At 70.1% G+C, this 12,469-nt stretch carries 14 protein-coding genes; 3 read left to right on the top strand and 11 right to left on the bottom strand.

Going from position 1 to position 12,469, the window contains the following annotated elements; all coding sequences use genetic code 11:
- Positions 1-6: 6 nt before the first annotated feature.
- The 9 genes from deoC to LX12_RS16125 all read right to left on the bottom strand — a co-directional run bounded on the left by deoC (position 7) and on the right by LX12_RS16125 (position 7,791).
- Positions 7-648 carry a deoxyribose-phosphate aldolase gene (deoC, locus tag LX12_RS16165; protein WP_253655951.1) on the bottom strand — a complete coding sequence of 214 codons (642 nt, stop codon included), beginning with the start codon at positions 646-648 and terminating at the stop codon, positions 7-9.
- Between the two features lie 42 nt (positions 649-690).
- Positions 691-2,070, bottom strand: coding sequence for an MFS transporter (locus LX12_RS16160; protein WP_304051930.1), 1,380 nt, complete (start codon positions 2,068-2,070; stop codon positions 691-693).
- 67 nt (positions 2,071-2,137) lie between these two features.
- Positions 2,138-2,389, bottom strand: coding sequence for a hypothetical protein (locus tag LX12_RS16155; protein ID WP_253655613.1), 252 nt, complete (start codon positions 2,387-2,389; stop codon positions 2,138-2,140).
- Positions 2,390-2,491: 102 nt separating this feature from the next.
- On the bottom strand, positions 2,492-4,027 hold the full coding sequence (locus tag LX12_RS16150) for a cryptochrome/photolyase family protein (protein ID WP_253655612.1): 1,536 nt from the start codon (positions 4,025-4,027) through the stop codon (positions 2,492-2,494).
- Entirely contained in the window at positions 4,024-5,043 is a 1,020-nt protein-coding gene (locus LX12_RS16145) for an LmeA family phospholipid-binding protein (RefSeq protein ID WP_253655611.1), read from the bottom strand. The genes LX12_RS16150 and LX12_RS16145 overlap by 4 nt, the downstream gene beginning before the upstream one ends.
- 96 nt (positions 5,044-5,139) lie before the next feature.
- On the bottom strand, positions 5,140-5,943 hold the full coding sequence (locus LX12_RS16140) for a carbon-nitrogen hydrolase family protein (RefSeq protein WP_253655610.1): 804 nt from the start codon (positions 5,941-5,943) through the stop codon (positions 5,140-5,142).
- A 10-nt stretch (positions 5,944-5,953) separates the two neighbouring features.
- Positions 5,954-6,745, bottom strand: coding sequence for a class I SAM-dependent methyltransferase (locus LX12_RS16135; protein WP_253655609.1), 792 nt, complete (start codon positions 6,743-6,745; stop codon positions 5,954-5,956).
- An 8-nt stretch (positions 6,746-6,753) separates the two neighbouring features.
- Positions 6,754-7,263 carry a DUF2505 domain-containing protein gene (locus LX12_RS16130; protein WP_253655608.1) on the bottom strand — a complete coding sequence of 170 codons (510 nt, stop codon included), beginning with the start codon at positions 7,261-7,263 and terminating at the stop codon, positions 6,754-6,756.
- Between the two features lie 24 nt (positions 7,264-7,287).
- On the bottom strand, positions 7,288-7,791 hold the full coding sequence (locus LX12_RS16125; protein WP_253655607.1) for a DUF2505 domain-containing protein: 504 nt from the start codon (positions 7,789-7,791) through the stop codon (positions 7,288-7,290).
- A 25-nt stretch (positions 7,792-7,816) separates the two neighbouring features.
- Between LX12_RS16125 and LX12_RS16120 the strand changes: the two genes are divergently transcribed.
- Both LX12_RS16120 and LX12_RS16115 read left to right on the top strand, forming a co-directional pair.
- Positions 7,817-8,872 (top strand): UDP-N-acetylmuramate dehydrogenase, encoded by a 1,056-nt coding sequence (locus LX12_RS16120; RefSeq protein WP_253655606.1) that lies wholly within the window; start codon positions 7,817-7,819, stop codon positions 8,870-8,872.
- 114 nt (positions 8,873-8,986) lie between these two features.
- Positions 8,987-10,273 (top strand): L,D-transpeptidase, encoded by a 1,287-nt coding sequence (locus tag LX12_RS16115; RefSeq protein ID WP_253655605.1) that lies wholly within the window; start codon positions 8,987-8,989, stop codon positions 10,271-10,273.
- A 3-nt stretch (positions 10,274-10,276) separates the two neighbouring features.
- Here the strand turns inward: LX12_RS16115 and LX12_RS16110 are convergent, their stop codons facing one another.
- Entirely contained in the window at positions 10,277-11,032 is a 756-nt protein-coding gene (locus LX12_RS16110; RefSeq protein ID WP_253655604.1) for an SDR family NAD(P)-dependent oxidoreductase, read from the bottom strand.
- Positions 11,033-11,183: 151 nt separating this feature from the next.
- Between LX12_RS16110 and LX12_RS16105 the strand changes: the two genes are divergently transcribed.
- Positions 11,184-11,966 (top strand): transglutaminase-like domain-containing protein, encoded by a 783-nt coding sequence (locus LX12_RS16105; protein WP_253655949.1) that lies wholly within the window; start codon positions 11,184-11,186, stop codon positions 11,964-11,966.
- 12 nt (positions 11,967-11,978) lie between these two features.
- Here the strand turns inward: LX12_RS16105 and LX12_RS16100 are convergent, their stop codons facing one another.
- Positions 11,979-12,464 carry a DUF6461 domain-containing protein gene (locus LX12_RS16100; RefSeq protein WP_253655603.1) on the bottom strand — a complete coding sequence of 162 codons (486 nt, stop codon included), beginning with the start codon at positions 12,462-12,464 and terminating at the stop codon, positions 11,979-11,981.
- Between the last annotated feature and the right edge of the window lie 5 nt (positions 12,465-12,469).

Genomic DNA, 12,469 nt, shown 5'->3' with positions numbered 1-12,469 from the left:
CCCGACTCAGTCGTCGGGGAAGCCCGCGAGGACGTCGCGGCTGCGCGAGAGGCCGAGTCGGGTGGCTCCGGCGGCGACGAGATCGGCTGCGGCCTCGGCGGTCCGGATCCCGCCCGATGCCTTGATCCCGACCGAGGCCGGCACGGCTGCGCGCATCACCTCGACCGCCTGCACGCTCGCACCACCTGCGGGGTGGAAACCGGTCGAGGTCTTCACCAGCGACGCACCCGCCTGTGCCGCACGACGACTCGTCTCGGCGACGGCCTCGGGGCCGACGGCGGCCAGCAGGGCCGCCGACTCGATGATCACCTTGAGGACGACGTCGGCGCCGATGGCCTCACGGACGGTCAGCACGTCGGCGAACACCTCGTCGTAGAGCCCGGCGACGGCCGCGCCGACGTCGATCACCATGTCGATCTCGCGGGCGCCGGAGTCCACGGCCAACCGGGCCTCGGATGCCTTCACGAGCGAATGGTGTTTGCCCGACGGGAATCCCGCGACGACGCACGGTGTCACCGCGCCGGTGTCGATGGGCAGCATCGACGGGGAGAGGCACACGGCGTACACGCCGAGGTCGACGGCCTCGGCGACGCAGGCGAGTGCGTCGTCGCGCGTGGCCTCGGGGGCGAGCAGGGTGTGGTCGACCATCGCGGCGACCTGTCGGCGGGTGAGAGTCACCCACCGAGGATGTCATGCGCCGACGGTCACCGGTTCCGGGTGCTCCACGGGTCGACGCAGCGTCGCCTCCGGTTCCCCGGGACGCAAGAACGCCGTCGCCACCGCCGAGATCGCTCCTGTCGCCGCGAGATACGCCGCGGCGCGCCACGGGCTGCCGTCGCCCGCGTGGATCAGGGCGGTGAGGATCAGCGGGGTCAGCCCCGAGGCGTACACGCCGGCCACGTTGTAGATGAACGAGATGCCCGTGTAGCGCACCTGGGTCGGGTAGAGCAGCGCGTAGAGCGTGCCCTGCGCGCCGTAGAACCACCCGTGGACGAACCCGAAGACGATGACCAACCCGACGGCGAACCACACGATGTCCGCCGTCGAGAAGAGCGCGAACACGGGGAACACGGCCACCCCGTACAGCGCGACGCCACTGGCGAAGATCCATGTCGGCGGGATGCGGTCGGCCATGCGTCCCGACAGCGGGATCACCGCGGCCATGACCGCGCAGGCCAGGGTGACGGCCCAGAGCACCGGCACCTTCGCCATGCCGAGCGTGCCGGTCGCGTAGGTGATCGCGAAGACGCCCCACGTGTTGAACGCCGCGCCCTCGGCCCACCGGGACAGCAGGCCCAGGATCGTCGGTCGGCGCAGGGTGCGGTCGCTCAGCAGCGTCGTGATGGGCGTCCGGACGGTCACCTCCGCCGCCTCCGCGGCGCGGAACGACGGCGTCTCCTCGACGGCGAGCCGCACGACGAACCCGACGATCACGAGGACGAGGCTCACCCCGAACGCGATGCGCCATCCCCACGCGAGGAAGTCGGCCGCGTCGAGGGTGGTCTGCAGGACCGCGAACACTGCGGTCCCCAGCCCGAGCCCGAGCGGCAGGCCGATCTGCGGGATCGACCCGAAGAACCCGGTGCGACCCCGGGGACCGTGTTCGACGGCCATCAAGACCGCGCCGGCCCACTCACCGCCGAGCGCGAATCCCTGCACGATGCGCAGGACCAACAGCAGGATCGGCGCGAGGACCCCGACCTGCGCGGCGGTCGGGAGAACGGCCATCGACGCGGTCGCGAGCCCCATCAGCAGCATCGTGACGGCGAGCGTGCGCTTGCGGCCGATCCGGTCCCCGACGTGTCCGAACACGATCCCGCCGATGGGCCGGACGAGGAACCCGACGGCGAACGTCGCGAGCGACAGCATGGTCCCGACGTAGGAGTCGGTGTCGGGGAAGAAGAGGGTGTTGAACACCAGCGACGCGGCGGTCGCGTAGAGGAAGAAGTCGTACCACTCGATGGTGGTTCCGAGCAGCGCCGACGCGATCACGAGGCGCAGGTGTCGGGTGTCGGTGGCGTCCACGCCGACCTGCGGGGCGGACGCGTGGGCACTGTCGTGTGTGGACACGACGGCCGACGCTACGAGCGTCGCTCACCGGAGGTCGAGGGTTGCGCCCGCGCTGGGCGCAAGGGTGTCAGATGCGGCCGCGGTGCAGCGGGTTCTCGTAGAGCATCGTGTGCACGCCCGACAGCACGATGCCGACGACGACCGTCGCGGCACTCGTGGCCAGGATCCAGTGGTCGACCGGGAAGGACCACTGACCGACGTGACCGTCCACCGCGGAGGCGCCGAACAGCGTCACCACGAAGACGGCGACCGCTGCGTAGATCACCCCCGCATAGCCGAGAATCGCCAGCGCAGTGGGGTTGTGTGCGTCGTTCCTCATCGTCTGCCACCTCGTGTCAGCACGTCGGTCGGTCACGGTCCCGCAGCCACGGTCGGCGGCTGCCGGGAGTGCCGAGCCTAACGCGGCAACCTGAGCATCGGGTCAGAATTCGTCGCGGGCGCGTTCCTGTTCCAACAGTTCGTCGAGATCCTTCAGCCGGTTCATGGTGGCCACCGACCGCGCGGTCCGGTTGTTGGCCTTCAGCATGTTCTGGTGGCGGTGGGTGAACTGCCAGTAACCCGCGGTGAAGGGACATGCGTTCTCCCCGACACGCACCTTCGGGTTGTAGGCGCAGTCGCCGCAGTAGTCCGACATCGTGTTGATGTAGGCGCCCCCCGACGTGTACGGCTTGGTCGCCATCCGCCCACCGTCGGCGTGCTGGCTCATGCCGATGACGTTGACGGGCATGACCCAGTCGAACCCGTCGACGAAGTTGGCGCGGAACCACTCGGTCAGCTCGGCGGGGTCGTAGCCGCGTTGCAGGGCGTGGCTGCCGAGGATCATCAGGCGCGGGATGTGATGCACCCAGCCACGGTCGCGGACGCCGGCCAACACGTCGGAGAGGCACCGGGCGGTGACGGCGTCGGCGTCGAGGTCGGTGAACCAGTCCGGCAGGCGGGTGTGCGCCTTCAGTTCGTTCTTCTTCATGTAGCCGGGGCCGAAATGCCAGTACAGGTGCCAGATGAACTCGCGCCACCCGATGATCTGCCGGATGAAGCCCTCGGCCGCCGCCATGTCGACGGAGCCGTCGCGGGCCGCGGACTCGGCGGCGTGCACGACGTCGAGCGGGTCGAGCAGCGACAGGTTCAGCGGCACCGACAGCAGCGAGTGCGACATCGTCCAGTCGCCGCCCATCATGGCGTCCTCCCACCGTCCGAACGTCGCCAGACGGTGGTCGAGGAACGTGCGCAGCGCCTTCTGCGCCTCGTCGCCGGTGACGGCGAACTGGCGTGGCCCGTCGACCCCGGTGAAGCGCACGTCGGGCCGGTCGTCGACGAGGGCGTCGAGGTCGGCACGGACCTCCTCGTCGATGTCGTCCTCCTCCGGCCACCAGGGAGGGTCGACGCCGAGGGTCTCTCGCTTCGGCGGGCTGTCCCGGTTCTCCGCGTCGTAGTTCCACTTCCCGCCGGCCGGCGACGTGCCGTCCATGAGGATGTCGAAGCGACGGCGCTGGTCCCGGTAGAAGTTCTCCATCCGGAAGTTCTCGCCCTCGCCGGCCCAGGTCTCGAAGTCCTTCCGCGACAGCGCGAAGGTCGGGTTGGGCAGGATCTCCGACACCAGTCCCTCGTCGTGCAGGGCGTGCACGAAGCGCGAGGCTGCCCGCGACGACGGTTCGTGCACCACGACGGGCCGTCCGAACTCGACGAGCGCGTCGCGGTAGCCCTCGGCCTGCCAGAACTCGGCGCGGTCGCCGAGTTCGGCGGCGAGGTGACGCATCCCCGACAGGACGAGGTGCGCCTTCTGCCGATGTCCGCCGCGACGCGCCAGCGCCGCGGTCGACTCGATCAGCAGGACCTGCCGGTCCTTGTGGTCGTCGCAGGAGTGGATGTGCGGACCGAGCTGGTCGGCGAACAGCCACAGCGGGTCGGGACCCGACGCCCCGGATTTCTTCGTGCCTGACTTCTTCGTCGCCGTCATAGAACAGAGCAAGTGCTCTGCTGCGACCCGGTGTTCCCGGTGGCGCCGAGGGAGTCCTGGTCCAGTGCGACGTTCGAGCCGCGGACGGCGAAGTCGACACCCTGCGACGTGACCGACAGCTTCTGGAACTGCAGCTCGTCGAACAGCGGCGGGAACAGCGACTTCGAGACACCGTCGACGATGGTCTGCGCGAACCCCGACGGCACACCGAACACGAACGCACTGGCCTTGACCACCTGGAACTCGAGCTTGCCGTTCGTGACGACCGGCTTGATCTCGGTGCTGACCGGGACGGGGATGATCGCGACGGTGACCGTCGCGTCGATCGTCATGGTGCCCGTGGACGGGTTGCCGGTGACGTTCGACAGGGTGAACCCGCCGAACAGTCCGCCCAGACCCGACGAGTCGCCGGATGTCGAGTCCCCCGACGACTGGCCGCTCTGACCGCTCGCGGCACCCTGCTTGCTCAACGCGACGATCCGCGAGAACGGCACGCTGCCCGTCGCGGCGAGAGACCCCAGCGTCGAGCCGTCAGAACGGCCGGTGATGTCGTCGGCACGTCCGTGCAGCTCGATGGCCTGCCCGTTGTCCCCGGACGAGTCGACCTGGACGTAGGGCACCTTCTTGGTGGCGTACTGCACCAGCATGGGCTGCTTGCTCAGCGACACCGACGTCGACGAGCCCGTCAGGCTCGAGAACGACTTCTGCAGGCAGTCCTTCGTCGCGTTCCGCAGGTACAACTCGCTGCCCACGCCGGCGATGACCAGCACGAGCAGCACGACGAGCGTGCTGACGCCCACGATCATGGCCACCCTCCGGCGAGGGCGGCGTGGACGCGCGTCGGGACCGGGCCGGGCGTCGGCGACGGGCTGGGCATCGGAGTACGGGTACGACGACGTGTCGAACGGACGGGTCTGCGACCAGGCCTGCGGCGACTGCTGCGGCTGGGGGATCCGCTCGGTGTTCGGTGCCGACGGATCGGACTCGGGATGCGAAGGATCACTGGGTTGGGTCATCGGGGTCGATTGTGCCTGCCGTCCGGGCGGCACAGATGAGACTTCGGTGAGGGTTCGGTGAGAGACGCGGCCGTCACCCGACGGGGAGGGACCCTCTCACAGACGCGCGTTGTCGAGGACTGCGATGTCCCGACGGGCGCGCTGCACGGGTTCGAGGTCCAGGTCGTGCACACCGAGATGCTCGGCGTCATCGTATTCGACCAGCACCCGGCCGTACGGGTCGGCGACGGTGGAGTGCCCCACACCGGTCGGGGCGGTGCTGTCGGCGACGGCGGGGTCGGCGGGCAGGGGCTGACCGACCCCGACGACGACGGTGGAGCTGTCGAGCGCGCGTGCGCGGGTGAGGACCTGCCATTGCTCGACCTTGCCCGGGCCCGACCCCCATGACGTCGGGACGACGACGACCTGCGCGCCCTCGCGGGCGAGTCGGGTGAACAGGCCCGGGAAGCGGATGTCGTAGCAGGTCGCGAGCCCGACGGTCACCTCGGCGACGGTGATCGTGCGGGTCGTCTCGCCCGGCGCCACGGTGTCGGACTCGCGGAAGCCGTAGGCGTCGTAGAGGTGGATCTTGTCGTAGCCCGTCGACGACCCGTCGGGGCCGGCCGCGATCAGGGTGTTCACCACGCGACGTCGCCCGGCGTGCTCGTCACCCGGGGTGAACATCCCCGCCACGACGGTGACGCCGGCCTCGACCGCCGCGGCACGGACGCCGTCGGCCCACGGACCGTCGAGGGGTTCGGCGACCGGGCCGAGCGGCACCCCGAAGCGGCACATCATTGCCTCGGGGAAGACGACGAGGTCGGCCCCGCCGTCGGCCGCCTCGCGGGTCCGCACCCGGACGGTCTCGAGGTTGACGGCCGGGTCGGTGCCCGCCGCGACCTGCGCCATCGCCACTCGCATGGGGTCGAGCCTAGTTTCCGGCCGGGTCGACCACGGACCACGGGACCGTGAGGGTGTTGTCGTGTTCGCGCCGCCGCGGACGCTCGCAGGGGATGCCGGAGGCGGCGAGGGCCTCGCGCGCCCGCAGCCACCGGAACCGTGGGCCGTACGGGGCCCAGGCGGCCGCCGCGTCCCAGCACCGGTCGGCCGCGGCGAGAAGCTCACCGATCGGCTCGCCGGGGACGTTGTGGTGGATGAGCGCCTTGACGAGCCGTTCGGCGACGTCGGACGGCCGGTCGGTGTGGGCGGGATCCCAGGCCAGGGTGAGCGTGCGGGGGCCGGCGGCGTCGAGGAGGACCCACGTGCAGCGGCGACCGATCTCGTCGCATGTGCCCTCGACGATCAGCCCGCCCGCCGCGAGCGCCGCCTGCATCCGGGCCCACGACGGGCCGACCTGCGACTCGTCGTACTGGCGGAGCACGTTGAACGCCCGCACGAGATGGGGTCGCAGGCCGGCGAGCTCGAAACCGCCGCGGGCGAACCGCACGCCGTCCCGGTCGTCGACGACGCGGTCGGGGTCGATCTCCAACCCGACGGTCGCGACCCCGGGGACGACGGCGCGCAGACGTCGGTGCAGGTCGACCGCGGTGTCGGGGCGGTCGCCGTACCCGAGGTCGACGACGAGCGGCCGGCCGGCGGACCGCAGGACGTCGACGATCTCCGCGCGGGCGGCGATCCACCTGTCGACGCGTCGGAGACGACCGACGTTCGTCGTGCCCCGGGTGATCTGACCGTCGACACCGCGACGGTCACCCGGCTGCACGGTCGACCTCAGGCGTTGGCGGCGATCCAGTCGGCCGTGAACTCGGCCTCGCCGCGGAACAGGTCGACGAGGTTCACCAGGATCAGCTGCTCGAGCTTGCCGTTGACGAACGGCACGTAGACCTTGACCTCGGTCGTCCGACGCAGCGTCGACCCCGACTCCGTCGGGAACAACTCCTGCACGCCGGTGAGGCTGCCGGGACCGGCGGGGATGCCGGCGGTGTAGGTGCCCTCGGTCTTCTCGGGGTGGAACGGGCCCAGCTTCTCGGTGCGGGTGATCACCATGTCCTTCTTGATCACCGCGCTCGCGATCGACGGGAGGTCCGATCGGGGCAGGGTCTGCACCAGCACCAGGTCGATGCCGTTCTCGTCGACGACGAACTTGTCGACGTCGGACTGCGGGGTGAGCTTGCGGAACTCGACCATCTGGTCGTCCCAGAACTGCCGGGACGACAGAGCCTGGTAGACCGTCTCGGCCGGGTGCTCATACCGGGCCGAGTAGCTGAGACGACGCGCCATGGCGCTCACGCTACCCGGGGGTGGTCAGCCCTTCTCGTCGTCCCACGCAACGGTGAAGTCGCGCTCGGCGTCGAACAGCGTCAGCATGTTCTGGCTGATCAGCTTCTCGATCTTGCCGCCGACCAACGGGATTCGGACGGTCACCGACCCGTCGAACTCGGCCACCGTCGTCCCACCGTCCTCGCGTAGCGAGAACGACCCCTCGGTGGTGGCGGGCGTCCCGGGCACGGTCGCGTGGAACGTGCCCTGCGCGGCCGTGTCGGACGAGAACGTCCAGCTCATCGTGCGCTCGATCGCGAGATCGCCGCTGACCAGCGACGTCACCACCGACGGCAGCTTGTCCGACGGGATGCGCTGGGTGAGTTCGACGGTGACCTGGTCGCCGCTGACGTCGACGGACTTCACCTCCCCGGGGGACTTCTCGACGCTCGCGGCGAGGGCCTCCCAGTACGCGCGGTCGCTCACCGCGGCGCGCACGCGGTCGAGACTCAGGGGATAGGTGACCGGGTGCTGCAGCTTCGTCGCCATGATCTGCAGACGTTACCGTTGGCCCATGTCCGGGGTGTTGCTGTCGTCGTTGACGACGATGCGCGTCGGCGGACCCGCCCGCGGCCTGGTGACACCGTCCTCGGCCGACGAGCTCGTCGACACCCTCGGTCGCCTCGACGCCGCGGGCGAACCCGTCCTTGTCATCGGGGGCGGTTCCAACCTGCTCGTCGGCGACGACGGGGTCGACGCGACGGTCGTGAAGGTCTCCCACGCCGACGTCGCGGTCCAGACGCTGCCCGACGGCGGTGTGCGGATGACCGTGGGTGCCGGTGCCGACTGGGATGCGACGGTGGCCGATGCGGTGGCCCGTGGTCTCGGGGGGCTCGAATGCCTGTCGGGCATACCGGGATCCGTCGGCGCGACGCCCGTGCAGAACGTCGGGGCGTACGGCGTCGAGATCGCCGACGTCCTCGACGGCGTCGAACTGCTCGACCGCACGACGGGCGAGCGATCGTGGGTCGCGCCGTCCGCGCTGGGCCTGGGGTACCGGACCAGTGCCCTCAAACACCGGGACGAACGCATCGTGCTCACCGTCGCGTTTCGCCTCACCGACGACGGCGTCAGCGCTCCGATCCGCTACCGCGAGCTCGCCGGCGTGCTCGGCGTCGAGATGGGGGAGCGTGCCCCGGTGGCCGACGCGCGGGAGGCCGTGCTGGCGCTGCGCCGCGGCAAGGGGATGGTGCTCGACGCCGACGACCCCGACACGTGGAGCTCCGGGTCGTTCTTCACGAACCCGGTCGTGCCCGAGGCAGACCTCCCCGCCGTCGAGGACGCGGTCCGCGCCCGGACCGGCTCGGCGGACATGCCGCGCTATCCCGCGGACGGCGGGGTCAAGCTGTCGGCGGGCTGGCTGATCGAGAAGGCCGGGTTCTCCCGCGGCTTCCCGGGCGCCGACGCCGCGGCCCGGCTGTCGACGAAACACACGTTGGCCCTCACGAACCGCGGGGCGGCGTCGGCCGAGGACATCGTCGCGCTCGCCCGACGCGTACGCGACGGTGTCGAGGACGCCTTCGGCGTCCGACTGCACCCCGAACCGGTGCTGGTCGGCTGCTCCGTGTGACCGATCGGCCCTGTGAGGCGTGTCTCCCGCGGCGCCACCACCTGCGACGCCGGTCGGGGGCACCCCGAACTCCCGGTATCCTCGGCGAACATGACTGCCGCTTCCCGTGCACAGATGACCAGGCGCGGCGCACTCGCCGCACTCGCCGTCGGCGCCGCGGGTGTCGCCGCCGCAGCCTGCTCCACCGGCGACAAGAGCTCGACGACCGGCGCCGCCGCGTCGAAGAGCGCCGAGCCGACGGCCAAGCTCACCTTCACCCCCGCCCTGGACGACAAGGACGCGCCGAGCCCGACGGCGACCTTCTCGGTCACGGTCGAGAAGGGCCAGCTCAACCCGGACGTGAAGCTGACCAACCAGCGGGGGACCGTCGTCACCGGTGCGCTCTCGGAGGACCGCACCACCTACACGATCTCCGAGCCCCTGGGCTACGGCGGCACGTACACGTGGTCGGGCACGGCCATCGGCGAGGACCGCAAGACCGTCCCGGTGCAGGGGTCGTTCACGACGCTGAACCCGCAGCAGCAGATCAACGTCGTCATCAACATCGCCGACGGCCAGGAGGTCGGCATCGCGGCGCCGCTGATCCTCAAGTTCGACTCCACCGTCACCGACAAGAAGGCCGTCGAGAAGGCCCTGACGGTGAAGACCACCCCCGAGACCGAGGGCAGCTGGGCCTGGCTGCCGGAGGACAACGGCTCGCGTGCCCACTGGCGGACGAAGGAGTACTTCGCCCCGGGCACGAAGGTGTCGATGGTCGGCAAGCTCTACGGCCTCGACCACGGCGACGGCGCCTACGGTGCCGCCGACGTCACCTCCGACTTCACGATCGGCCGGTCGCAGATCGTCAAGGCCGACGCGACCTCGTTCAAGATCGACGTCGTCCGCGACGGATCCGTGCTGATGACGCTCCCGTGCAGTTACGGCAGCGGTGACCTCGACCGCAACGTGACGCGGTCGGGCATCCACGTCGTCAGCGAGAAGCACGAGGACTTCTACATGTCGAACCCCGCCGCTGGGTACTTCAACATCCGCGAGCGGTTCGCGGTGCGCATCTCCAACAACGGCGAGTTCATCCACGCCAACCCGGAGACCACCGGCGTGCAGGGGTCGTCGAACGTCACCAACGGCTGCATCAACCTGTCGCTGGACAACGCGCAGCGCTACTTCGAGACGGCGATCTACGGCGACCCGGTCGAGGTGACGAACACCCGGATCGAGCTGTCGCAGGCCGACGGCGACATCTACGACTGGACGATCAGCTGGGACGACTGGAAGTCGATGTCAGCGCTGGAGGGTGAGGTCACGCAGTCGTCTGCGCCGGCCACCCCGTCGGGTGCCCCGCAGCTGTCGGGGATCTCGACGACGACCCCGCAGCCGGCCACGCAGGGCCCGACGGGCTGAGACCTAGCCCGTCCGGACGTTGCGGCGGGCGCTGGCCTGATCGCGCGGCTTCAGCACGATCTGATCAAGGTTGACGTGCGGCGGTCGTGACGCGACGAAGCCGATGACCTCGGCGACGTCGTCGGCGGTCAGCGGCGTGAGGCCGTCGTACACGGCGTCGGCCTTCTCCTGATCGCCGTCGAACCGGACGAGCGAGAACTCCGTCTCGACCATGCCCGGGGCGATCTCGGTGAGGCGAATAGGCTTACCCAGCAACTCGAATCGCAGGGTGCGGTGCAGCACGCCCTGCGCGTGCTTGGCCGAGGTGTAGCCGGCGCCGTTGTCGTACGCCTCGAGCGCCGCGATCGACGTGATCGTCACGACGAGCCCGTCGCCGGACGCCTCCAGCGCGGGGAGCAGGGCGCGGGTCAGCCGCAGCGTGCCGAGCACGTTCGTCTCCCACATCCAGCGCCAGTCGTCGAGGTCGGCCTCGGCGACGGTCGCCAGCCCCTTCGCGCCGCCTGCGTTGTTCACCAGCACGTCGACGCGGTCGAGTCCGTCGCAGAAGGCGGCGACGGACGCGTCGTCGGTGACGTCGAGCGAGCGGGCGGTCGCGCCGATCTCCGCGGCCAGGCTCTCCAGTCGGTCGGTGCGGCGGGCGCCGATCACGACGTGGAAACCCTGCGCCGCAAGGGTTCTCGCGGTCGCGGCGCCGATGCCGGAACTGGCGCCGGTGACGACGGCGACGCGACGGTCGGGGGAGGAGGTGTCGGTGCTCACGCCGACCGAGTTTACGGATCGTCGCGCGCGGCACTACGGTTGCGCTCAGGGTGGACGCCGTGCAGCAGTCGGGGAGTCACGCCGAACCGATCCGCTCGCCCAGGAGGCTCTCGTGTCCGACGTGACCACCCCGCCCCGCGAGGTCTCCGCCATGCTCGACCTCACCGTGGAGGCGGCCACGGAGCTCGAACTGCAGATCGCGGTCGCGAAGCTGCCCGGGCTCGAGGTGGAGGAGTCGCTCTCCATCACCGTCGACGGCTCCCACGTCACGCCGACGGAGATCGTCGCGGAGTGCGGGACACGGATCCATCGGTTCTCGGTCGACTCGGGCACGGTGCTGGTGCACTACTCGGCGTCGGTGACCTCGCCCGCCGATCCGGTCCCGGTGGAGGTCGGAGACAGCTCGGTCTACCTGCGCCCCAGTCGCTATGCGGAGGCGGACAAGTTCTTCGGGTACGTCTCGGGCGAGTTCGACCTCGACGACGACCCGGCGGACCTGCTGCAGCAGGTGACCCGGTTCGTCGCCCGACGGCTCAGCTACCTGCCCGGGTCCAGCGATCCGATCGACGGCGCCGCGGACACCCTCCTCGCCGGTGCCGGGGTCTGCCGCGACTACGCGCACCTCGTCGTCGCCCTGCTGCGGGCTCTGAACATCCCCGCCCGGCTCGTCGCGGTCTACGCACCGGGCTGCGACCCGATGGACTTCCACGCCGTCGCCGAGGCGATCATCGACGACCGGTGGGTCGTCGTCGACGCGACCGGTCTCGCGCCGCGGCAGAGCCTGGTGCGCATCGCGACCGGTCGCGACGCCGCCGACACCGCCTTCCTCGACAACCACCGCGGCACCATCACGATGAACGGCCAGCAGGTGATCGCCACCGTCTCCGGTGACCTGCCGATCGACGACGGCAAGCAGCAGATCAGCATCGGCTGATCCGCGCCGATCTCACGAACCCGCGCCGATCTCGTGAATCCGCGGCGGTTGTGCGTTCCCGCGGCGTGCTCGCGAATCCGCGCGATGCTCGGCGCGGATTCGCTGACGGGGCGCGGACCTAGGCCGGAATCGGGATGTCGACGCTGAGGTACGTCGACTCCCTAGGTCGCTCACCACCGTGCGGCCGATCGACACCGCGATCATCAGATCCGTCGTAACGCCGCGGTAGCCGTTCGGCTCGAACATCACCACCGAGGATCCGACCTGGAGGAGGCCCGCTCCGCCACCGATTTCGCTGAAGATGTCCATCCCTCGGTCCTCGAGGGTCTCGTAGTCGCATTCGTCGACGACCCTCGCGGATGGGACGAGGGCCAAGAACTCGTCGATGGACAAGTCGGTCACGATCGTCAGGCAGTAGGCCTCGAACATGTAGCGGTTGAGTTCGAAGTCCATCCGCCAGTCGGAGTCGTGGAGATCAGGCGGCTCGGGGGTCGTCACCGATC

This window comes from Williamsia serinedens (assembly GCF_024171725.1).
GTDB lineage: Bacteria > Actinomycetota > Actinomycetes > Mycobacteriales > Mycobacteriaceae > Williamsia_A > Williamsia_A serinedens.
The sequence above is the reverse complement of the archived record's forward strand: the minus strand, read 5'-3'. Positions and strand labels throughout refer to the sequence as shown.